The following is a 21855-nucleotide window of genomic DNA, read 5'->3' as shown; positions in this document are numbered from 1 at the left end:
AGGATTGAGACATGATTTTGTCTCAATCCTTTTTTAATGATGTTTCGACTAGTTTGCGCAACTGTTGATTTTGCTGTTCATAATAATAGTATTGATTCTGCAAATTATCATTCTTTTGTCGATAATAACTGTGCGCATAACCAATGACGAGCACACAAAACGTCATGATCATCAAAGTGAGTAGGGTTATACTGCCATCAACTTTCGTTAAGATTTGTTTGCTTTGCATCGGTTTCATGTTGCTCATCTTCATTTTCGTTATCCTTTGATGAATCATCTTTTTCAGTGTCGTCCGCAGGCTTTTCATCAGTGGCGGGGTCAATGAGGAAATAGTATGTTTCTTCTTGGCTTTTTGTTGTGATCAATTTACATGAAAGAAGTGGCTCGTGATAGTCAAACTTTACCGTTCGCACTTCATAAAATAGCGGCATATAACCTAGATCAGATTCATTACCAAAAACCAATTCTGTTCCAGAAATCCCACCTAACTTTCTGAGATTATAAGTGTTCCCATTTTGGTGGCGCAGACTTAATTTAGTAGGTTCGCAGAATTCTGTCTGAAGTCTCGCATCGTTTAAGAAATGCTCAAGTTGAACCGCGGGAATTCCTGGATCTTCTTTAAGTTTAGTCATTTTTCGAGTCATGGTTAGGCCAGTGTTCAATGAACAAACGGCTAGTTGACAGATTAACAAGAGAATAAAAACAGCAAATACCGTTTCAATTAAGGTAAAAGCAGCACGTTTACGTTTCATGATTAGCAATTTCCTCTTTTAAGCGCTGATTTTCTTGGCGCACCTTTGTTAATTTGTTCTGAGAAACCGCGACCGACTTTTCGCCACTGACAATGGTTTGCGCTAGAGATAGACTAACTGCTGATAAACTTAATAGACAAAGCATACTCTCGACCAAAATAAAACCATTTTTACGATGAGGTTTTAACATTTAAGCGCCCCCAATATAGTTGTGCTGTCAATTTGTATTCACCGTCACGATTGTTCATAAAGACAATTGTCATCGGTTTTTTGGTTTTACCATCAACAATGGAAGCTAAAAATGTGGCATTACTTCCGAACGTAATAGAAGGAGGAAATTGAACCGTGCGTTGCCAGTCCTTTTCGCCGGTTTCGAAACGGACAATCTTATTCGGTTTGTCATAGACGATGTAAACGTTGGTCTGATGAGTGACACTATAATTAACTGCGCTATCCCAAGCCCGTTTATAGGCTTTAATGGCTAGCTCTTCGCTAAGTTTGGCTGTAGGTGGGCGATAATAATGTGTGCCGATCAGCAACAAGCTAGACAGAATAAAGAGTGTTAAGGACATTTCAACAAGTGTGAAGGCTGGGCTGATTCCTGATTTTCTGGCAGTCATTTAGGAATTTCTAACTTCAGATCGCCCGCTTTTTTCGCTTGTTCGTCGGTGATATAACCACTGGCTTCTAAATCACTCCAAGTTGCGGATTTGCCTGTTTCACTTTCATAGAGCATCACTTGAGTCTCCATATTTTTTGCAAAAGCCGCATTGACACTTTTCTGCGCTGAATTTTTTTGCTGATTTAAGTTGGGTAACATCACGATCAAAAGCATGGCAATGATCAGAAGTACTAAACTCATTTCAATTAAGGTAAAGCCGTTTCGTTTTTTACTTCTCAGTGGGGAAATTTTCATGACTAAATTCCTTTCATAATATCGTAGATGGGGATTAAAATTTGTAAATATAAGGCGCCGATAATTAAGGCAATCACGATGAATAAAAGAGGTTGCACTTGTTCAATTAATGTTTTTAAGCGCCGTTCTAATTCTGTAAAGTTCCGTCGTGCTAAAATTTTTAATTCCAATGTTTTAAACGTTTTGGTATCACCTTTAGCTAATAGTAATTCTAATTCTGGGGGTAAGAGCGGTTCCTGTTGAATGATGACATCTAAAGTTGTGCCTTTTTCCAACTCCGCAGTTACTTGATGAGCAATGAAGGTTTGGAGCGAACGGTTATTGAAACTGTTGACGAAGTTTAAAATCTCTTGAAGTGATAAACCACTACCTAGTAAGTGTGCCAAGTCTGTGAATAACACAAAATTATAGTAGGCGCGAAAAAGGCGTTGCAAAATGGGTAAGTGTAGAACTAAATAACGCCATTTTTCACGCGAAATTTGCAAACAGTAAATCACGATTAGCACGATGATAACGATCAACAAAACCCAAGGCCAGATAGTTGACTTAGATGGTGACTTTGTGGGCAGTAGACTTTGTAATTGGGGTTTAAGAACCAACTGAATAAATACCACCAGTCCACTCATAATAACTAATAGAATGAGTGGATAAGCCATTAAACTATGCAGTTGTTTGAGTTGCTTGCGCTGTTCGCGTAAGAAGTGCGCATTGTCTTGACAACAGGTTGCTAAATCGCCGTGTTGATCTGCAATTTCTAACTGCATAATTAAGTTGGGTTGATCAATAATTGTGGCCAGGGTTTGTGCCAAACTTGCACCGTTGTTTAAAGATTGCGTCATTAGTTCGCCCTGTGCTACTGAAACAATCTTTAAACGGTCGGCAAAAGTGATAACGTCTTGAACCGGATAGCCATTGCCTAATAATTGACCACTTAATTCTAGAAGCTCAATCACTTGATCGGTGCGTAGTTTCTTGACCTTTGAACTAGCCCCAGCGGTAGTTTTGAAGTGTTTCTTCTGTGATGACACCATTTTTTTGTGCGGTTTGCAAATCTGTCCACCAGTTGTTTGTTTGCTGTGTTGGCTGTTGAATGACGGCGGCAATTTCTGTTGGTGTTAGTAGGTCAATTGCAAGCTTGAGCGTTTCATTATCGGTGGTCGGTAGAAGTCGTTGGTAGCAACTGGCAGTTAAGCTGTTGGCTAACGCTGAAGTATTAATCTGTAGATCCAACAATCGTTCAACAACACCACTGGCTGAGCGGGCATGAATGGTTGCTAAAACTAAGTGGCCACTCAGCGCTGCTTGAATTGCGATTGCGGCAGTTTCTGAATCGCGAATTTCACCGATCACCAAAATATCTGGCCGCAAGCGCAAACTAATTTTCAATAGGGCCGTGTAAGTCATTTGCGCCTCTTCATTAACCTGTAACTGAATGAAATTAGGTTCAACAATCTCTGTCGGATCCTCAATGGTTAAGACCGTCGCCTGTTGACTTAACTCTTGGGCAAGGTGATACATTAGGGTAGTTTTACCCGAACCAGTTGGACCGGCAAAAACCAGCAAACCTCGTCGATTTAATAAGGCTCGTAATTCTTGATAACGCTCTGGATTAATGAATTGGCAGTGTTCAATCTTTTGGCTGAGAAATCTGATCACTAGTGATTCGCGATTCAAATAATCACCGACGGTTGCCAAACGTAAATCGACGCCTAACTCATCATGATGATAATGCCAAGCACCGATTTGTGGGCGGCGGTGCTCACTGAGATCCATTTGCGCTTGAAATTTTAAATAATTGATCATGGTCTGACCCTGTTCAAGTGAGAGCTGCTTAATCTGGGTGGTCGCCTGAACGTTGCGTCCCAATAATTGCCAGCCATCCACTAATGGTTTGAAGAACAAATCGTTGTAGTTGCACGTCAATGCTGTCGTCACCAGGTCATGAACATCATTTGCAATCGTCACATTTTCACCTCCTTCATGGTTTAAATACACGAGCAAATAGAAAAGTAACTTGCAAGTTTAAAGAAAATGTTTGAAAATAACAGAAGTACTGTAAATTTAATAAACCGCGTCATAATCGTTTTGAAAATGCTTGCATATCGATAAAGTTATCGGTAAACTAAAGCATAGGCACTAGTGATTGGAGTGACTTTTTTATTATGGATCCAAAAAAAATTCAAAGTTCCTATGAATTGGTTGACCAAGCAGTGACACTCTTACAACAAGCACTAAAGAGTGATTATTTATCTGCCTTGAGTGAAACTTTAGATAATTTACGACGACATGATATTCATGTTGAAAACGGCGCACCAACGCCTGCAACCGTTCAAGAATTAAATCAGTTGTATCAACAAATTGATTTGTTAAAGTTATCAAAGGTTGACTTGTTGTCACTGTTTCAATTGTTGCTGGTTCGCGTACAAAAAGTTGATCGTCTCAATACAAACTTGCAAGCCACGCCAAGTTCGATTGGTTTGGTCTTAAGTTTGTTGATCAATATTTTTAAAGCGGATCGAACACAACCACTCGTCATAGCAGATCCAGTTATTGGTACTGGTAATTTGTTGTTTAACATTGTGCATCAATTTGCGTTTGAGCGACGACGGCTCTCATTATTTGGTATTGATAATAATGACGATTTGTTGGCGTTGGCGGCAGTTTTTGCCGAATATTTACATCTTGATGTGACGTTAATGCATCAAGATGCGTTAACACCTTGGTTATTGCCTGCGCGTACTGACGTGGTGGTTGCTGACCTACCTGTCGGTTATTATCCCGTTGATTCACGTGCGGAGAAATTCGATCTGCAAGCTAAAAGTGGTCACTCTTTTGCTCATTATCTGTTGATTGAGCAGAGCATGACAACATTAGCGGCAGGCGGCTTAGGCTTATTCATTGTACCGGCTAATCTTTTTGAACAGTCCGAGGCAACAGATTTATTGCATTGGGCGACGACGAAAGTTTATCTTCAAGGTTTACTGAGTTTACCTAAGGATGTCTTTCAGGATAATTCGGCACAAAAAGCAATTTTAGTTTTACAAAATCATGGCGGAACGGCGCAACAAGCAAAGAACGTCATGATTGCCAACGTACCAGACTTGAACAATATTACCGGGCTTCGTGATTTTGCCGGCAAGTTACAAGGATGGGCGAGCGAAAATCATATCTAAGAAAACAAGGAGCGTTTATCATGGTAAAAGTTTTAGCAATTAATGCAGGAAGTTCAACTTTAAAATGGAAATTATTTGAAATGCCTCAGGAAACTGAAATTGCCTCAGGGATGGTTGATCGTTTAGGATTACCCGGTTCAAAATTCATTGTTAAGTTTGCCGGGAAGAAGACTAAAGAAGACATTGATATTCCGGACCAAGATGTCGCCGTTAATTTGTTATTAAAGCGTTTATCTGAATCTGGTATTATTGATAACATCAATGAAATCAAGGGTGTAGGCCACCGTGTTGTTGCTGGTGGTGAATTCTTTAAGGAATCAGCAGAAGTCACACCCGAGAACATGCAAAAGATTCTTGAACTTTCGGATTATGCGCCATTGCATAATCCCAACGAGGCTAAAGGGATTGCGGCTTTCCAAAGAGCGTTACCAGATGCTAAAGAAGTAGCAGTTTTTGATACGTCATTCCATACGTCAATGCCCAAAGTTAACTACTTATATAGTCTGCCATTGGCTTATTACAAAGAATACGGCGCTCGTAAATATGGTGCTCATGGTACGAGTCACCGTTATGTTTCTCAACGAGCTGCAGAAATCTTAGGGGTGCCTTTAGAAAGTCAAAAAATGATCACCATGCATTTAGGAAGTGGTGCTTCGATTACTGCGATCAAAGATGGCAAGTCATTTGATACTTCAATGGGCTTCACACCATTAGCTGGATTAACAATGAGTACGCGTTCTGGCGATATTGATGCTTCATTAGTTGCTTATTTAATGAGTAAACTAAATATTACTAACGTGAACGAGATGATTGACATCCTCAATCAGAAATCTGGCTTACTGGGTATTTCTGGTCTCTCTCCAGATATGCGCGACTTGTTGAAGACACGCCAAGAACGTCCAGAGTCACAGTTGGCGATTGATGTTTATGTTAACCGTCTGATTAAGTATATTGGTAGTTATGTTGCCGAAATGAACGGTGTGGACACGCTCGTCTTTACTGCAGGTACTGGTGAGGGTTCTATTCCAATTCGCAAGATGGTCATTGATAAACTTGGCTTTATCGGTGCTAAATTGGATGAAGAGGCTAACAAGGTTGAAGCAGAGGAACGTATTATTTCTGCACCAGATTCTAAGGTCAAAATTTTAATCGTGCCAACGAATGAAGAATTAATGATTGTCCGGGATACTGTTCAACTTACTGGATTAGTTTAAAAGGGACTGAGGTCAGTAATGTCCACAAACTTTTTAGTCATGGCCATTTTAATTTGTTTATTTGATTTGGTAATTTTAATCTTAAACAGCACGCGATTGAAGTATCGAACTGCGTTTTCAGCTTGGCGAGCTTTACTTGGCGTTGTGTTGGCAGCTTTAATCGTTGTTCTATTACTTGGCGCCACCCATACCGATGTTAATCGTAATATGGTCGTGTTAGCGATTGCCTTAACGATTCTAACTTGGGGCTTGTTACGCAAAGGCTTAGGGGAGCGTTATGCCTTCATCTCATTGAGTGTTAATGGTCTAGTTGATTGGCGTAATATTAAAACAGTCACGGTTGAGCCGGTACCTAATGGTCAGTTTGCTAAGTTAACGGCGACAGATTTCATGAAACGTTCACGCGTTCTGATGTTGCGCGGCGATGTTAATGAAATTCGAGCTTTTGCTGAAAGTAAAATTGCTCAAAATAAACTCTAAATAAAATAGAAAGAGTCAACGATAATTTATTTTATCGCTGACTCTTTTGTTATTTCAATGATGTGCTTGTTGCTGGGACCATTTACCAAGAACTGCCAACAAGACTATCCAGATAACAGCAACAACTAGTGCAATTAAAGTACTGTGGTTCATTAATAAGACAATGACGACAAAAGTGAGAAAGGCTAAGACTAAATAGTCAGTGAATGGCGCGCCTGGGACTTTAAACTTGCTGACCTGACCCGCTGCAGTTTTACGATAACGTAGATGAGCCACAATAATAGCACCCCAGATAAACAAGAAACACGTCGTTGCCACGCTAGAAACCAATGTGAAAACATCATCGGGTATCACAAGATTTAATAAGACGGCGATGGCAATAATCAGTCCAGAAAAAACTAACGCGGGTGCCGGTACTTGTGTTTTAGAAAGCTTACCCAATTTTCGTAATTGATGATTAGAATGGTGTAGAGTTAATGAGAATAGGATTCGTCCTGCAGAGAATAGGGCACTGTTACAGGCGGAAGCCGCAGCAGTTAGGACGACGAAATTAATAATACTGGCAGCTGACTTAATGCCAATACTGCTAAAAACCGTCACGAAAGGACTAGCGTTGGGATTTATCTTTGACCAAGGATATATACACATAATGACGAAAAGGGCGCCAAGATAAAATAAAATGACACGCAGCGGAATCTCATTAATTGCCTTCGGAATAACAGTCTTGGGATCTTGTGTTTCGGATGCTGTCAATCCAACCATTTCAATCCCTACAAAACTAAAGACAACCATTTGAAAAGCTAATAGAAAACCATGCCAGCCAGTGGGAAAGAAACCACCGTAATTAACCAGATTAGTTAAACTAGCGTGACCAACTGGTGTTTGATAATGCGTTGCAATTAAAACAGCACCAATTGCAATTAAGGCAACAATCGCAACGATTTTAATCATTGAGAACCAGAATTCCGTTTCACCAAATAGGGCGACAGTGATTGAATTTAGTGCTAACAAAATTACTAACACAATTAAGCCAGGCAGCCACTGAGGAACGTTTTGTAACCAAAAGCGGACATAGAGACCAATAGCGGTGACTTCAGACATGGCGATTGCCAGCCAACAGACCCAGTAAGTCCAACCAGCCACAAATCCAGCAGTTGGTCCTAAATAATCGCGAATAAAATCAATGAATGAGCGATGATTTAGATTAGATAATAATAAATCGCCCAGCGCACGCATTAAAATAAAACAAATAATTCCCGTCACTAAATAGGCTAGGAGAATTGCCGGTCCAGCTAAATGAATCGATTGTCCCGCACCAAGAAATAATCCGGTGCCAATTGTGCCTCCAATTGCAATTAACTGTACATGACGATTCTTCAAGTTACGCGCCAGTTGAATATTCGGTTCTCTTTTCATATCATCACTCCTAATTCTAGTATAAACTAAAATGTAGTTGACAAAGATGCAGATAATTCATGTCGAGATGAGCGTCGCCAATTTGTGGCAATTTTTGAGGGCGATAACTGTTGGTGTTCTTTTCAGTCTAGTCATGCTATAATATTTAATGAATTCGGGGGCGTTTCGGATTCGACATGGGTATCTGCGCGTGAATCGCATTCCGTAGGTTACGTCTACGTTAAAACGTTACAGTTAAATATAACTGCAAACAAAGAAAATTCTTACGCATTAGCTGCCTAAAACACAGCTAGCGTGATCCTGCTGGGTTAGCCTAGAACTCAGATTTAGGGTCTCAAATTGAATAGGCTACGCTTACTTGTGCTGTTTGAATAAGTAAGAAGAGATGATCAAACTCGTCGACAACGGTTAGCCATGCGGTGCGGCGCGCGTTGTTGATTAAATCTTAAATTGTACAGCTATGAATGTAGAAGTTGACGTGGCAGTATCTATGGACAGGGGTTCAAGTCCCCTCGCCTCCATTTCAGTAACAATAAGAATGTTTTTAAAAAAATAGAAACCTTGCTAACTCAATGTTTAGCTGGTTTCTATTTTTGTATTTAGCATTAGAAAACATGAGAAAATAAAATTATTTTGGACAAATTTTGGTCAATTTGGTCGTAATCCATCCAACGCTTTAATTATTTGCTCGTCTGTCTTAGCTTTGTATTCATCAATTAGATAAGCATAAACTTGAGCGGTGATTGTCATGTCATTATGGCCAAGACGTTTTGATATGGCGTATAGATCTATTCCTTGGGATAGGAGATAGGCCACGTGTGAGTGACGGCAACTATGAAAATGAAAACCGCTACGTCCTATATTGAGATGTTTAAGTATTTTACGAAGTGATTTATTTACCGCTGTGGAGGTAGGGACAGCACCTTGATTAACGAATACTCGGTTCAATCCGTCATTCTTAGGTAACTGATCGATAATATCTAATAACCATTTATCGACCGGAATTGTTCGATACGATGATTCGTTTTTTAGCGGTTCGAATTGCTTCTTAACATCGTGCCAAGACCGTTTAACTGTTATTGTGCTGTCTTTAAAGTTGATGTTGTCCCAAGTTAAGCCACCGATCTCACCAGAGCGCATACCGGTCATTAAGGCGGTTAAAATCATATACTGTGATACATATTTATGACTAGCATTATCAACGATATAAGCAATGATACTTTTGATTTCATCAATACTTAAATATTCGATTGTCCAAGTTCTTTTTGGGTCGTAGACAATTTGCGTTCCTTGAATGAAATCACGTTTGATAACACCATCATAGACAGCGTTTCTAACACAAGCGTGGTAGAGTGAGTTGAGTTTAGATATTGTAGACTTGGAGTGATCTGCCCCAAAATCATTGAGAAAATGTTGATAGTCTTCACGACTGATTTCTTCAATTGTTTGCGTGGGGAAGTGTTTCTTTAAATTCATAAGAGCATTATTATAAGTTGACTTGGTACGATCACGGATGGTTGCTTCTTTATAGACTTCATACCAGTTCTGGAAGTATTCAGAAAACAGTTTAGGCTGCGTGCTTGATAACTCACCGTTGATTGCTAAGACTTCATTTTCATTGGCAAACAACTGTGCCTCCTTTTTAGTGGCAAAGCCGCCTTTAGATTTAGTTTTAAACTCGCCATCTTTATCTTTGAATGAAATGCGTGCTTCCCATTTTTTACCACGTTTTCTAAAACTTGCCATTCTATCACGCTCCTAATCTGATATAATTAGGGTACACAAAAGGCGTGTACTTTTTGGTTGGCTATATCCATTACTTTGGCGAGTGGGGGATATGGCCTTTTTATTTATTAATCTGGATCATTTTCGTTAACAAAATCTGTTAAATCTGATTGGAATTGATACGTTGTAAAGGTATCGCTTTTACGAAAGTCAGCTGTCTCTAGTTTTGCTACAAAAGAAGTAGTGAAATTTTGTTTAAAGAAACCCGTGTCCCAGCGTGAAACGTATTCGATATAATAACGTCCCTTACCCTTAACCTTTTCTACATAAAGACTTTTGTCGTCCATCTTATCTGATATTCCATCACGTACTTCGCCGTCTATAGTACCGCGCGCAATGCTGTAGAATTGTTCTTCCTGATAATCATTGAGCTTATCTTGAGAAGCGCTTAAGAGAACAACTTTCTTGTTTGCATCAGCATAATATGGTGCAGAATGTTCGGCAATATCGACTTGCTTTTGATGATTTGTATATAGTAGCGACCCAGCAACTATCACGACAAACCCAATAATTATTCCCGTGACCCATGACTTCTTTTTCATAACTATCCCTCCAATACCAAAATGCATTTGGTATAATAGATTTGTTCAAGTTATTCATACGTACTCTACCTGTTTGCGGCGGGTAGGGTATTTTTTTATTTGTCATAAAAGTTGGCGATACTATCAACTGCCCAATCTGTCATCTTTCCAGGAATATGAAAGGCGTCAAGAAATCGTTGGACATTAGCATCTTCCTGATTAATATCGGTAAAATAAAAAGGAACAAGAATATCTATTGCTCGTTTATTAGCGCCGCCTTCCGCAGACGCTTTAGAGTAGCTAAACATATACAAGCAGCCCTCATCTTGATTTAAAACATGCCCTACTTCGTGTGCAGCTTGATAGGGAAGCTGAGCTTTATCATGAAAATTTGTGTTAATCAGAATCATACGCCGCTTAGGATTGCTACCACAAGGTGTAATAGGTGATAGAACATCAGTGCACTGAAATCCTATCTGGTGATCCATTGCATAATTTAAAACCAATCGTAGATTTTCGTCCATTAATTCTTTCCACCTCGCAATAGACGGCGCATTAATTCAACGTCTTCTGGTGGTATCTCTTTACCTTCAAAAGTCATAATGACGTCATCATCAGCAAGGTCTACACGCTTATCAACAGGTTTATCTCGACCCAACAAGTAATCGGTAGAAACATTAAAAAAATCAGCTACACTTTGTAATTTCTCTGAATTGGCATTATCATCCCACTTGCTTACAGTACCGTTTGAAAAGTTTAAAATATGCTCCAATTCACGAATTGAAATATTTTTTTGACCAGCAAGGTCCTTAATACGTTGATATATAGACATTCTTATCACCCTTACGAACAAACGTAGAAAAATAAACTACAAAAGTGTTGACTTGTAGAATATAATTCTATATACTTGTTCTTGTAGTTAAGACAAGCCAACAACATATACACCACGCCAATGGAAGATAAAAGTTGGTTTGTTTTCTATGCCTTAATTGTAGAATATCATTCTACAAAACGCAACTGTTTTATTAATTTTATAGAAAGGAGTTACGGAATGATTTACGACACAATCAAAGATATAGCAAGTAAACAAAAAGTATCCATTAGAAAGATGGAAAAAGACTTGGGATTTTCTAACGGAACTATGAATCGCTGGAATGAGTTTGAACCAAAGATTGGTCAAATTGTTCAGGTAGCTGAATATCTAAGAGTTCCAGTTGAACAATTAATCTTCACCAAGAGACGTAAAAACAAATCAAAGGAGGATTAGCCATTAAATCATCAATACAAAAGGTGAGCAAACAAATATACGTTAGGAGGTAAACAAAATGCCACAAACAATTAAAGCTACCGCAACGATTGAATTGCCATCTAATTTCAAAGTTGTTGATACAGATCAACTTGGCAATGGCGATTCATTAATCGGCAAGACCTGGAACATGGCTGATTTAAGAGATTGGCTGGGCAATAAGTCAAAAGGATGGATTGAAGATAATATTCTCTACAATCCCAAATACAGCCATGAAATTCAACGTATGTTAGACGAACGCCTGATAATTCATCACGGTAAGCAGGGAAGCCCCTGGAAATTCAAAGCATACGAAATGGCTAAGTTTATCGACAAACACTGGAGTGAGTTCAATTGGTAAAGATGAAACACGGTAAATTAATGCTTGGAATTGTAATGATGCTAGTAGGCATGGTCATACCAGGTGCTATTCGTTTCGGAGTTAGTACAGCGCTACTAGGAGCTCTAGTGGCTTCAATAGCCTTTAACTCTGAGTACTTTTTCGGAAACGGCACAAAAAAAGCTACCTCTCATGGCAGTGAGAAGTAGCGACAAAACAAAATATTATTCGTGGTTAGTATACCACAGAAGGAGCCAATTATGACAATTGAAATCAAAATAACAGGTAATACGACACAAGAAGTTATGGACTCGGTTAATGAGCTAACCCAATCCCTAGTCTTACCGGTTTGGAAACCAGAAAGTTCAGAAGTAAGTGCAGCTAAGCCAGAACAAAAACCAAAATCCGAAGCGAAGCCGGAAGAGAAGAAAGAGGCTAAGCCCGAACCCGAACCAAAAACACCGGTTGAAGAAGTCACAAAGAACGACATCAAGAAAGCCCTTGTTCCAATCTTACAGGAAAAACGCGATGAAGTTCAAGATTTGTTTGAACAATTCGGGGTCAATAAGTTATCAGAGCTTGCAACTACCGATTACAGTGCGTTTCTTAAGAAAGTGCAGGCACTCTAATGGCTAGTCCAACATCACACGCAAGATTATCAGCGTCTGGAGCTGGTAAGTGGATTAACAATCCGCCGAGCCTCTGGATGGAAGAGGGGCTTCCGGACACGACTAGTCCCTATGCCCAAGAAGGCACCGACGCCCATCGATTAGTTGAACTCAAACTTAAGTTAGCGCTAGGCAAAATCAAGAAAACCTACTACACCCGACAAGTTAATCAGCTAAAAAAGAAGTCAGAGTTTTACGGTAAGTCAATGGAGGAGTACGCAGATCAACACACTGATGCGGTTCTAGAAGATTTCAATTCAATGCCGGAAGCTATCTCATATTTGGAACAGCATGTTGACTTTGGTAAATGGGCGCCAGGTGGCTTTGGTACGAGTGACACTATCCTGGTCAACGATCAAGTGTTATCAATCTGGGACTTGAAATATGGCAAGGGCGTTAAGGTTCGTGCTGATCACAACGTTCAGATGATGTTGTACGCCTTAGGAGCTATCGACTTTCTAGGAATGCTGTATGACTTCACAACAGTACGAATGACCATTGATCAACCGCGACTCGGTAATCTTGATACTTTTGAAATTAGTACGAGGGAATTGCTTGATTGGGGAGACAAAGTGGTTAAACCAGCTGCAGACGCCGCGTTAAATGGTGAGGGCCCTTGGGACTTTGAAGACCCTGCAACTTGGACATTCTATAAAGCTGCTGGTTTCGATAAGCGATTGGCCGAAGAGAATCTTAAGATTCGCAAGTATAAATTCAAAGAAGCTAATACTCTGACTGATGACGAACTAGCCGACATTCTACAGGTTGCCCCTCGTATTGAAAAATGGCTAAACGCAGTTAAGGATTACACAACTGATCAGATTATGAGCCATGGCAAGCAAGTACCAGGCTTTAAGGTTGTTGAAGGTCGAAGTAACCGACGTATTACTGATCCAATTAGAGCAGCGGAGGAATTAGCCGAAGCAGGCTTCAAAGATGTCTTTAAGCCTAAAGAGCTTCAAACATTAACCAATCTACAAAAGCTCGTTGGTAAAGATCTAGATGACATTTTGAACGGCTTGATTGTTAAGCCAACAGGCAAGCCAACGTTGGTACCCGATACAGACAAACGACCGGCACTCAATAGCACGGCACAAGCAGTAGCAGATTTCTCGGAGGAAGACGAATGAAATTAACTGATAAAGACGTATTAAAGGGCTTTGCAGAATTGGCCGACGGCGTCGATATCCATGTCCGCGCAAGTTTTGAGGGTGCAGGCGTTGATTCAAATGGTGCTAGTCCAGTACTCACTGTTTCAATGCTCGCTATGGGTCTTATTACAGAGCTCGAACGGCTGGAAGACAAAGAAGACAAGCTCCTAATATTAAGCTCAGTAATCGAACAACTAACTAATGAACACAACAACATTAAAGGAGAAAACTAATCATGGTAAACACAAATAACACAACAAAGGTAATCACAGGTAAGGTACGTCTCAGCTATGTTCACTTATTAGAAGCATATGCGCAAGAAGGACAAGGCGAACCAAAATACTCAACAACAATCATCATCCCCAAAGACGATACCAAGACCATGGATAAAATCAACAACGCGATCAAAGCCGCCTTTGACTCAGGAAAGAGCGACAAGTTGAAAGGCATGAAACTCGAGCGCGTTTCAACCACACTTCATGATGGCGATGAGGACGCTGACCTAGAACGCAACCCTGAATTAAAAGATAGCTACTATATGGCAGTTTCAAGCAAGCAAAAGCCCGGGATTATCGACAAGTTTAAGGAAGAAGTTACCAGCGAGGACGATGTTTATTCAGGTGTTTACGCACGCGTCTCACTAAACTTCTACGCTTATAACAGTCATGGCAATAAAGGTATCAGTGCTGGTCTTAACAACGTTCAAATTATTGCTAAGGGTGACTATCTTGGCGGACGTTCATCAGCTGATGCAGACTTTGAAGAATGGGACGAAGATGACGACGACCTATTGGATTAACAACTTGGGGCGGGTAACCGCCCTTTTTTAGAAGGAGAAATTCAATGACCAGATTGATAATTGATATTGAAACTTACTCAGATGAGGACCTTCGAAAGGTTGGCGTTTATAAGTACACAGACTCAGAGCAATTTCGAATACTGATGCTGTCCTATCAGATTGACGAAGAGGAGCTGATTCAAATTGACCTTTCAAAAGAAGACATTCCAGAGGATTTTATCAGCTGGTTACTTGACGGCGAGTACGTTAAAGAGGCTTGGAACGCGCAGTTCGAACGAGTCAGCTTCACGCACTACCTCAGACAGCACAAGTATTTCACAGAAAAAGAATGGCTAGACGCAGACCAATGGCATGACACCATGGTTGAGGCTATGGAGCTGGGACTACCAGCAAGTTTAAAGCAAGCCGCTAACTATTTGAACGTGGACCAAGTCAAAGACCCACGAGGCGTTAGGCTGATTAGTTATTTCTCAAAACCTAACAAGGAAGGTAAGCGGAATTTACCCGAGTCAAAGCCCGAAGATTGGGAAACCTATATGTATTACAACGCGCAAGATGTTCGAACTGAACGGTCCATAGCCGACAAATTGGCGGCTATCAAGGTTAAGCCAAGCGAGTGGCAACTCTGGGCCATGGATCAACGTATTAATGACCGTGGCGTGAGGATTGATCAAGAGTTGGCCGACGGTGCAATTGAATTAATGGAGACAGCCAGCAAGAAAAATCTTGAACTTTTAACAGAAATTACAGGCTTAGATAATCCTAACAGCCTTAAGCAGTTTAAGGGTTGGCTGACCGAACAAGGCACGCCGTTTGAGAAACTTGGCAAGGCAATTGTGCAGCAGGCACTTGATGAACAAGAGCTTCCTGACAATGTTAGAACCGCCCTAGAATTGCGTCTAAAGCTTTCCAATACTAGTACGAAGAAATACTTGGTAATGGAAAACGCACGCTGTAATGATGGCAGAATTCACGGACTATTGCAGTTTTATGGTGCTACTCGTACTGGACGTTGGGCGGGTCGATTATTACAGGTTCAGAACTTACCGCGTAATTATTTACAGCCTTTAAGCGTTGCAAGGAACCTGGTGAAAGCTAAGGACCCTTGGGCGATTGAGATGCTCTATGACTCAGTACCAGACACATTAAAGCAATTAATTAGAACCGCATTAGTAACTGAAGACGGCAATCGTTTTATCGTCTGTGACTTCTCGGCTATTGAAGCTCGAGTAATTGCTTGGTATGCGGGTGAACAGTGGACCTTAGACGCTTTTAGAACCCATGGCAAGATTTACGAAGCCACTGCAGCCAACATGTTTGGCCTTGGAAAAGTTGAGGACTATGACTGGAAATCAGTTAGTGGTAAGGCCATGAGACAGCGTGGCAAGATTGCGACCCTAGCGCTTGGCTACCAAGGTAGTATTGGCGCATTAACAACAATGGGTGCCATGAAAATGGGTATTACAGAAGACGAACTACCGGAGCTGGTTTCAAAGTGGCGTAAGGCCAATAAACGCATCGTTCAGTTTTGGTACGACGTTGAGGCCACTGTCAAGCAAGTCCTAAATGGTGGCGGTGTCGTCAAATTGCAAAAGGGTTTGAAGTTCTTTAAAGCTAAGGGCTTTCTGTTCATTCAGCTACCAAGCGGCCGCCGCTTAGCCTATGCCAGGCCACGACTTGAGAACAAGGGCTTTGGCCAATCGATAACCTACGAGGGTCAAGGTGACAGGGTCGGTTTTGCAAAATTAGATACCTATGGCGGAAAGCTGGTCGAGAACATTGTCCAAGCTACTGCTAGAGATTTATTAGCACAAGCAATGTATCGGCTGGAACAACATGGCTACAATGTTGTTTTTCATATCCATGATGAGGCTGTTACTGAAATGCCATACGGTACTGGTTCAGTTGAAGAAATGCGCGATATTATGTGTGAAGAACTTGATTGGGCCAAGGGCTTGCCGCTAAATGCCGCAGGCTTTGAGTCTGAATACTACAAGAAAGATTAGAGGGAATAATGATGAAAGATGGACAATTAGAAAAAGCATTTAAAGCAATCACGAAAAAAGCGGCCAAGAGCCGACCTGTTCTGGGTTGCTTGCACGTTAATACCGATGGTAGCGCGGTAGTTACTGACAGCCATCGGCTATTGCAAATTAAGCACTGGGCAGAGGAAGGAACCTCTGAGATGACCTTGGACCTGCAAACCTTCAAACCACAGACTGCTGTGGATTATCCCGATACTTCTCGAATAATCCCGACTAAGTTCCTTTGCACGTTGAAAGTGGAAGTTAGGGAGCTTGCGAGTCTTTCAGAGATGCTAAAGATTAAGACAGACAAGGGCTTGGTTCAGCTGGGATTTACTGGAGAGGACTCAAGGCTTCAAGTTGTTGCTGAGACTCTCACAACAACAATTCCAGTTGCGAAATTTGATGGTTTGACTGGGTTTGATATTACGATGAACGCAAAATATTTATTCGACGCTGTTGAGTTCTTTAAGGCTTACAACGACAAACGCCCTCAAGAACAGATAACCCTTGGCTTTAGTGGCGATATTCGACCAATGGTTTTAAAGCAAGAAGATGCGACCTATGTTATTTGTCCAGTTAGAACCTTTTAGCGCGTACATGGAGAAAGAACAATGAGTGAAAACAGTGACACAATTCTTGAAGCTGTCCGTTCGATTGAATCCGACTATGGAACACTCGAAAATGCACCATATGACGACCCAAGATTTAACATTCCAAGAGAGATTTATAAAGAAGATAAATTGCCAACGGGTCGCAAGCCAACACTCAGCTCAGAATTGATTAAAAACCTCTGGGCACAAGGATTTACTGATGATAAGATTATCGGCTATATCGAAGAAAATCAAGACATTAACGTATCATTGTCAACGATTCGAAAAGCACGGCAAAAATTTGGTAATCCTAATAAATTGGTTTGGTTGTTAACTCGTGGCTTACAGAGAACGATTATCCCAACAAATGATGAGTTAGCTGAGTTTTTAAGATTTAAAACGCACGGTGTAAACAAAGAACAATTGATTGAACGAGCCAAACAAGATGGCTGGATTATCACAAGGATTGTATCTCATGACTATTGATTATGTAGCAGCAATAATCAGCATTATCGTACTGATTACAACGTTATTTTTCAGCGACTGGTTGCCCCTTGTTGCGCTGATCATAACGTTAGTGATTGTGTTTATTATTATTTGGAAATTGTTGGAGGAATAGACGATGAAAATTAAAGTAACTTACACGCAAGTTTTTATGGGCGAAAGATTAACTGATAGTTTTACCGAAACAGTAAATAGCGTTGAAGAAGCACGTGGGGCTTGTGAGCGCGTAGCAACTGATCCACATGTGATTGACGTTTGCTGGTCACCTGCTGATTAATGTTGGAGGCTGATTAAATGACACAAAATACTTTTAGCTGGCGTACAACACGTAAATGGCGACATTTGAATTTAAAAAACGTTGAAGAGATTACTACAAAAGGCTACGGCTTACTCGTTCAGTGTAACAATGGACGCCAATATGAGCTTTCTAAGCATAATGCTAAACTATTCGCTCGTGTATATCGGTCATGGCGCTTTAAAAGGGTGGTTGACAAGATAATTAATAAAAGTTCGGAGGGATAACCGATGAAACGAGAATATAAAGTAGGGGACACAGTTTATGTAAAAGGTAAGATTATACAGGCAGATGAAAGTCATGGTAAATTTCCATATTGTGTGTCATTTAGCGATAGTGACTTTACTAGAATTATTGACATGTGTCATGCGTGGCTAGACGAAGATAGTTTTGTAGAACCACCAGCTAAACCAACATTGCCTAAAGAGGTTGCTGATGAACTTGAAGACGCTAAAAAGACTTTTCACGATTTCTATGCTTACCTCGATAGCGCTGACCGTATATGGCAGCCTAAAACATACACCTATGTGTTTAGTAGTGATACTAATCGTGACGCTAAGATCAAAATTCTGTCCGATGCTTGGTACAACGGCTACACGGTAGAGAAAGAACCAACATGGTATATCGAAGTTCCTGGTAAATTTAATCGGCCAACTTATTATGCTATCAACGATGGAGCATTAGCTTTTGGATATTTTGATGAAGACAAGAAATGGTATCACGATTATTCGGCACATGCTTTCACAGATGAAGAAATCAAGAAGTACGATTTAGAAAACTTTGATAAGGAGCTAGTTACTGATGACGATGAAGATTAAGTTGCCTAATGCCGTTGGAGAAGAACTGGAACGTGCACAATATCCATATCGCGATAGTTTTGACAAGTATTATTACAATTCGTTAAAGCAGACGGACAGCCCAACGTACCACTACATCATGGATGAACCGATCCAATCAAATCGCAATCAACGAATAGTTAATCTGCTGAACGCTTGGATTGACGGTTGGGAGGAAGAATAAATGAACGAATTCGAAACAAAAATAACCAACATTACAACGGATTTAGCAGATACGTTAATTGCTAAGAACCACGATTACGGTAATGCGTTCCATGACAATGTTAATGAATTTGGTAACACGGCTATGCTGATTGTTTTAAAAAATAAATACAACAGGCTAAAGACTTTGCTTAATTCAGATAGTCAAGTTGATGAGTCTATTCGTGATACACTGCTTGATTTAGCTGGCTATGCAATTCTTGCTATTAATGAAATTGATAATCAAACGAATAAGTAGCTGATGAAAGGAAGAGGATTAGAGGTGAGAACCAATTGGAAAAACCACAATATAATCTGAGGTCCAATCCGGAACTGAACCTAGCCACAGCCCGGAGCAAGAACACAAAAAAGTGGCACAACCAGCGGATGAACTGGTCAGAGTTGCTGAGTAAGTTATCGAGTCCGACCATTACTTCGGAAACCTCAGCACAGTGGGCGAAGATGACAAAGGACAAACAGCACGAGATTAAGGATGTTGGTGGGTTCGTTGGTGGCTGGCTCAAGGAGGGTAGGCGTAAAGCAGAGAACGTTCAGAACAGAAGTATATTAACCCTTGATGCAGATTTCCCCAATCACAATTTGTGGGAAGATATTCAGATGTTATTCGATGAGTCAATAGCAGTTTATTCGACCCACGCTTTTACCAAAGATAATCCGCGAATGAGATTGATTATTCCACTAGCTAGGGCGGTAACGGCTGACGAATATGTGCCTTTGGCCAGAAAAGTTGCTGAGCAATTCGGTATGAATAACTTTGACGACACGACCTATCAGCCCGAACGTTTGATGTTCTGGCCAAGTGTTAGCAAGAACGGCCAGTTCATATTCGAATACCAAGATGGGGACTTATTGAGCCCAGACAAGGTACTAGGTGAATATGACGATTGGCGTGACTCAAGTTTCTGGCCAATTAGTAGTCGAGAGACTGAGGTTCATGAACGAGAAGCAAAGCAACAAGGCGACCCCTTGACAAAGCCCGGTATCATTGGCGCTTTTAACCGTACTTATGATATTAAAACAGCCATTGATATGTTCTTGACCGACGTATATGCCCCGGGTCGACACGACGATCGTTACACGTTTATCCAAGGCACGACCAGCGAAGGCCTAGTTCTCTATGATGACAAGTTTGCTTATTCAAATCATGGGACAGACCCGGCTAGCGGCGAATTATGTAGCGCGTTTGACCTGGTGAGAATTCAGAAGTTTCACGACCTTGATGTTAAGACCAAGCCCGGTACAGTCATTAATAAGCTGCCAAGTTACAAGGCTATGAATGACTTTGCATTGAAAGACAAGAGTGTTAGAGCTGAGTGGCAAAAGAGTGTGACGGGCAGTGCAGTAGATGATTTCAGTGACCCAGTAGAAGGCGAAGAAGTTACCAAAGATGAGCTTGAAGATTGGCTAGAATATACGGATAGTGGCCAGCCCGTCGTTAATAACTATTTACTAGCCCAGCACCTATTGGCTGATCTGCCGATTTTCTACAACGGCAACGAGTTCTTACGATATGACGAAACAGTCGGGATTTGGAAGAATGACGCTGAAGAATATCTCAAGAGCTTAATGATCAAAAAGTATCTGGTTAAACTCAGCAAGACCAACTACTTGCGTGAAACGAATGCTTCAATTCAAGGACTAGCGCTGACGGGTGAACCATTTATCCAGGCTGATATTAGCCATCTGGTTTTGGCCAATGGTGTTTATGATGTTGAGACCAATAAGTTCGTATCTGAGTTTAGCCCACAGCTACACGCGCGAGTTAATCACCCAGTTGAATATGATCCAGAAGCAGATTGTCCGACGTTTGATCAATACCTAGAGTGGGCAGTCGGTGAAGAGAATAAGGACTTTATGTACCAATGGATTGGCTATCTGTTTTACCGCGACTACCCAATTCAAAAGATGTTGTTCTTACTTGGCCCTGGCGGTACTGGTAAATCCACGCTGATTGAAGTAATGCGAGCGCTAGTCGGAGATGACGCCTACTCTGCTGTAACGCTAGAAGCCTTGATGACTAACAGCTTTGCGACCAGTGGGCTGTATCAAAAGACAGCTAACTTTGATGCTGATGCGAAGCCAGAATATTTGAATGATGGTTCGTTACTAAAGACACTGACCGGTGAAGATATGATTTATGGTGATATCAAATATGAGAAGCCTATTAAGTTCTATAACTTTGCTAAATTGACCTTCGCAATGAACTCAATGCCAGCCATGCGAGATTTTACAGGCGGCCTTAAGCGTCGGGCAATCATCATACCGGTTAGAAATGTTGTCACAGATGAAGTTAAGCGTAAGTACCCGTTAAGGGCGATCATGAAAGAGCTGCCGGGTATCTTCAACAAAGCCATGGACGGACTACGTCAAGCCTTGAAAGACCGTAAGTTTATTGAGTCCGAAAGTGCTAAGCATGAACTTAATGAATGGATTCGCGGTAATGACCAAGTTGGTCGGTTCATTGAAGAGAGCTGTCGGATTGGCGATGATGCTTTAACCTCAACGGGTGAAGACCTATACAACGCCTATACTGAGTACGCATCTGATGCTGGCGAAAAGACGATGGGTAAGTATAGATTATTCCAGCGTCTCGAAGAGCTTGGCTATAAGCGAGAGCGAAAGCGTGAAAAAGGGCAGGGTAACCCTAAGCGACTTTGGATTGGAATTAGGTCTAAAATTACGGATTTTGATTAATGATTATGTGCCAACATCTGAGGACTAAAAGTTGGCACAGGGCGGGTGGGAGGATTAATCAAAAACAACTTATTAAGAAAAGTTTAAGGCACCAAAAAATTGCTTATGATAATTGCAAAAACGGAAAAAGAAACACCCGCAAAAATAGCTAAAAGTTGGCACAGTTGGCACAAATAAGTTAAAAGTT

At 40.9% G+C, this 21855-nt stretch carries 31 protein-coding genes and 1 other RNA gene; 20 read left to right on the top strand and 12 right to left on the bottom strand.

Going from position 1 to position 21855, the window contains the following annotated elements:
- Positions 1 to 22: 22 nt before the first annotated feature.
- From EKM65_RS06435 to comGA, 7 genes are read right to left on the bottom strand one after another with little or no spacing between them, the layout of a single operon-like run.
- Positions 23 to 238 carry a hypothetical protein gene (locus tag EKM65_RS06435; RefSeq protein ID WP_125606813.1) on the bottom strand — a complete coding sequence of 72 codons (216 nt, stop codon included), beginning with the start codon at positions 236 to 238 and terminating at the stop codon, positions 23 to 25.
- Positions 198 to 752, bottom strand: a complete 555-nt coding sequence (locus EKM65_RS06430) for a hypothetical protein (protein ID WP_125606811.1) — start codon at positions 750 to 752, stop codon at positions 198 to 200. Before EKM65_RS06430 ends, EKM65_RS06435 begins: the two co-directional genes overlap by 41 nt.
- Positions 742 to 942, bottom strand: coding sequence for a hypothetical protein (locus EKM65_RS06425; RefSeq protein WP_125606809.1), 201 nt, complete (start codon positions 940 to 942; stop codon positions 742 to 744). The genes EKM65_RS06430 and EKM65_RS06425 overlap by 11 nt, the downstream gene beginning before the upstream one ends.
- The gene (locus tag EKM65_RS06420) at positions 923 to 1372 is read right to left on the bottom strand and encodes a prepilin-type N-terminal cleavage/methylation domain-containing protein (RefSeq protein ID WP_125606807.1); all 450 of its coding nucleotides are present in this window, start codon (positions 1370 to 1372) and stop codon (positions 923 to 925) included. The genes EKM65_RS06425 and EKM65_RS06420 overlap by 20 nt, the downstream gene beginning before the upstream one ends.
- The gene (comGC, locus tag EKM65_RS06415) at positions 1369 to 1668 is read right to left on the bottom strand and encodes a competence type IV pilus major pilin ComGC (RefSeq protein ID WP_125606805.1); all 300 of its coding nucleotides are present in this window, start codon (positions 1666 to 1668) and stop codon (positions 1369 to 1371) included. Before comGC ends, EKM65_RS06420 begins: the two co-directional genes overlap by 4 nt.
- Before the next feature lie 2 nt (positions 1669 to 1670).
- Positions 1671 to 2699, bottom strand: coding sequence for a type II secretion system F family protein (locus tag EKM65_RS06410; RefSeq protein ID WP_125606803.1), 1029 nt, complete (start codon positions 2697 to 2699; stop codon positions 1671 to 1673).
- A complete protein-coding gene (comGA, locus tag EKM65_RS06405; RefSeq protein WP_125606801.1) occupies positions 2653 to 3633 on the bottom strand; it encodes a competence type IV pilus ATPase ComGA in 981 nt (326 codons plus the stop codon). The genes EKM65_RS06410 and comGA overlap by 47 nt, the downstream gene beginning before the upstream one ends.
- Before the next feature lie 197 nt (positions 3634 to 3830).
- Here comGA and EKM65_RS06400 point away from each other — a divergent pair, with 197 nt between their 5' ends.
- The 3 genes from EKM65_RS06400 to EKM65_RS06390 are packed head-to-tail and all read left to right on the top strand — an operon-like array spanning position 3831 to position 6535.
- Positions 3831 to 4841 (top strand): class I SAM-dependent methyltransferase, encoded by a 1011-nt coding sequence (locus EKM65_RS06400; RefSeq protein ID WP_125606799.1) that lies wholly within the window; start codon positions 3831 to 3833, stop codon positions 4839 to 4841.
- Positions 4842 to 4861: 20 nt separating this feature from the next.
- Positions 4862 to 6055 (top strand): acetate/propionate family kinase, encoded by a 1194-nt coding sequence (locus EKM65_RS06395; protein WP_125606797.1) that lies wholly within the window; start codon positions 4862 to 4864, stop codon positions 6053 to 6055.
- 18 nt (positions 6056 to 6073) lie between these two features.
- Complete coding sequence (locus EKM65_RS06390) at positions 6074 to 6535, top strand: hypothetical protein (RefSeq protein WP_125606795.1); 462 nt, start codon at positions 6074 to 6076, stop codon at positions 6533 to 6535.
- 54 nt (positions 6536 to 6589) lie between these two features.
- Here EKM65_RS06390 and EKM65_RS06385 read toward each other — a convergent pair whose 3' ends face one another.
- Positions 6590 to 7951: an amino acid permease gene (locus tag EKM65_RS06385; RefSeq protein ID WP_125606793.1), complete on the bottom strand. Its 1362-nt coding sequence runs from the start codon at positions 7949 to 7951 to the stop codon at positions 6590 to 6592.
- A gap of 156 nt (positions 7952 to 8107) precedes the next feature.
- On the opposite strand from EKM65_RS06385, the gene ssrA reads away from it, so the two are divergent.
- Positions 8108 to 8475: a transfer-messenger RNA gene (ssrA, locus tag EKM65_RS06380) on the top strand.
- A gap of 124 nt (positions 8476 to 8599) precedes the next feature.
- Here the strand turns inward: ssrA and EKM65_RS06375 are convergent.
- The 4 genes from EKM65_RS06375 to EKM65_RS06360 all read right to left on the bottom strand — a co-directional run bounded on the left by EKM65_RS06375 (position 8600) and on the right by EKM65_RS06360 (position 11089).
- Positions 8600 to 9697 (bottom strand): site-specific integrase, encoded by a 1098-nt coding sequence (locus EKM65_RS06375; RefSeq protein WP_125606791.1) that lies wholly within the window; start codon positions 9695 to 9697, stop codon positions 8600 to 8602.
- A 107-nt stretch (positions 9698 to 9804) separates the two neighbouring features.
- Positions 9805 to 10278: a hypothetical protein gene (locus tag EKM65_RS06370; protein WP_125606789.1), complete on the bottom strand. Its 474-nt coding sequence runs from the start codon at positions 10276 to 10278 to the stop codon at positions 9805 to 9807.
- 95 nt (positions 10279 to 10373) lie between these two features.
- Entirely contained in the window at positions 10374 to 10781 is a 408-nt protein-coding gene (locus EKM65_RS06365) for an ImmA/IrrE family metallo-endopeptidase (RefSeq protein ID WP_125606787.1), read from the bottom strand.
- A complete protein-coding gene (locus tag EKM65_RS06360) occupies positions 10781 to 11089 on the bottom strand; it encodes a helix-turn-helix domain-containing protein (RefSeq protein ID WP_125606785.1) in 309 nt (102 codons plus the stop codon). Before EKM65_RS06360 ends, EKM65_RS06365 begins: the two co-directional genes overlap by 1 nt.
- A 219-nt stretch (positions 11090 to 11308) precedes the next feature.
- Here EKM65_RS06360 and EKM65_RS06355 point away from each other — a divergent pair, with 219 nt between their 5' ends.
- The 16 genes from EKM65_RS06355 to EKM65_RS06285 all read left to right on the top strand — a co-directional run bounded on the left by EKM65_RS06355 (position 11309) and on the right by EKM65_RS06285 (position 21668).
- On the top strand, positions 11309 to 11524 hold the full coding sequence (locus EKM65_RS06355; protein WP_125606783.1) for a helix-turn-helix transcriptional regulator: 216 nt from the start codon (positions 11309 to 11311) through the stop codon (positions 11522 to 11524).
- 58 nt (positions 11525 to 11582) lie between these two features.
- Positions 11583 to 11903, top strand: coding sequence for a DUF771 domain-containing protein (locus tag EKM65_RS06350; protein ID WP_125606781.1), 321 nt, complete (start codon positions 11583 to 11585; stop codon positions 11901 to 11903).
- A complete protein-coding gene (locus tag EKM65_RS06345; RefSeq protein WP_125606779.1) occupies positions 11897 to 12091 on the top strand; it encodes a hypothetical protein in 195 nt (64 codons plus the stop codon). Before EKM65_RS06350 ends, EKM65_RS06345 begins: the two co-directional genes overlap by 7 nt.
- A 51-nt stretch (positions 12092 to 12142) precedes the next feature.
- Positions 12143 to 12511 carry a hypothetical protein gene (locus EKM65_RS06340; RefSeq protein WP_125606777.1) on the top strand — a complete coding sequence of 123 codons (369 nt, stop codon included), beginning with the start codon at positions 12143 to 12145 and terminating at the stop codon, positions 12509 to 12511.
- Positions 12511 to 13680 carry a DUF2800 domain-containing protein gene (locus tag EKM65_RS06335; protein WP_125606775.1) on the top strand — a complete coding sequence of 390 codons (1170 nt, stop codon included), beginning with the start codon at positions 12511 to 12513 and terminating at the stop codon, positions 13678 to 13680. The genes EKM65_RS06340 and EKM65_RS06335 overlap by 1 nt, the downstream gene beginning before the upstream one ends.
- Positions 13677 to 13934, top strand: coding sequence for a hypothetical protein (locus tag EKM65_RS06330; RefSeq protein WP_125606773.1), 258 nt, complete (start codon positions 13677 to 13679; stop codon positions 13932 to 13934). The genes EKM65_RS06335 and EKM65_RS06330 overlap by 4 nt, the downstream gene beginning before the upstream one ends.
- A 2-nt stretch (positions 13935 to 13936) precedes the next feature.
- Positions 13937 to 14500 carry a DUF2815 family protein gene (locus EKM65_RS06325; RefSeq protein ID WP_125606771.1) on the top strand — a complete coding sequence of 188 codons (564 nt, stop codon included), beginning with the start codon at positions 13937 to 13939 and terminating at the stop codon, positions 14498 to 14500.
- Between the two features lie 44 nt (positions 14501 to 14544).
- Entirely contained in the window at positions 14545 to 16506 is a 1962-nt protein-coding gene (locus tag EKM65_RS06320; RefSeq protein ID WP_125606769.1) for a DNA polymerase, read from the top strand.
- An 8-nt stretch (positions 16507 to 16514) separates the two neighbouring features.
- Positions 16515 to 17117: a beta clamp domain-containing protein gene (locus EKM65_RS06315; RefSeq protein ID WP_125606768.1), complete on the top strand. Its 603-nt coding sequence runs from the start codon at positions 16515 to 16517 to the stop codon at positions 17115 to 17117.
- Positions 17118 to 17138: 21 nt separating this feature from the next.
- The gene (locus EKM65_RS06310; RefSeq protein WP_125606766.1) at positions 17139 to 17603 is read left to right on the top strand and encodes a hypothetical protein; all 465 of its coding nucleotides are present in this window, start codon (positions 17139 to 17141) and stop codon (positions 17601 to 17603) included.
- Positions 17604 to 17739: 136 nt separating this feature from the next.
- Positions 17740 to 17898, top strand: coding sequence for a hypothetical protein (locus tag EKM65_RS11240; protein WP_164506848.1), 159 nt, complete (start codon positions 17740 to 17742; stop codon positions 17896 to 17898).
- Positions 17899 to 17915: 17 nt separating this feature from the next.
- Positions 17916 to 18143, top strand: a complete 228-nt coding sequence (locus EKM65_RS06305; protein ID WP_125606764.1) for a hypothetical protein — start codon at positions 17916 to 17918, stop codon at positions 18141 to 18143.
- A 3-nt stretch (positions 18144 to 18146) separates the two neighbouring features.
- Positions 18147 to 18734, top strand: coding sequence for a DUF1642 domain-containing protein (locus tag EKM65_RS06300; RefSeq protein ID WP_125606762.1), 588 nt, complete (start codon positions 18147 to 18149; stop codon positions 18732 to 18734).
- Positions 18718 to 18936, top strand: a complete 219-nt coding sequence (locus EKM65_RS06295) for a hypothetical protein (RefSeq protein WP_125606760.1) — start codon at positions 18718 to 18720, stop codon at positions 18934 to 18936. Before EKM65_RS06300 ends, EKM65_RS06295 begins: the two co-directional genes overlap by 17 nt.
- Entirely contained in the window at positions 18937 to 19212 is a 276-nt protein-coding gene (locus tag EKM65_RS06290) for a nucleotide modification associated domain-containing protein (protein WP_125606758.1), read from the top strand.
- A gap of 35 nt (positions 19213 to 19247) precedes the next feature.
- Complete coding sequence (locus EKM65_RS06285; RefSeq protein WP_404803134.1) at positions 19248 to 21668, top strand: DNA primase family protein; 2421 nt, start codon at positions 19248 to 19250, stop codon at positions 21666 to 21668.
- The last annotated feature ends 187 nt before the right edge of the window (positions 21669 to 21855 follow it).

Source organism: Lapidilactobacillus bayanensis, assembly GCF_003946695.1.
Classification (GTDB): domain Bacteria; phylum Bacillota; class Bacilli; order Lactobacillales; family Lactobacillaceae; genus Lapidilactobacillus; species Lapidilactobacillus bayanensis.
Note: the sequence above shows the minus strand (reverse complement) of the source record. Positions and strands in the feature narration are given on the sequence as shown.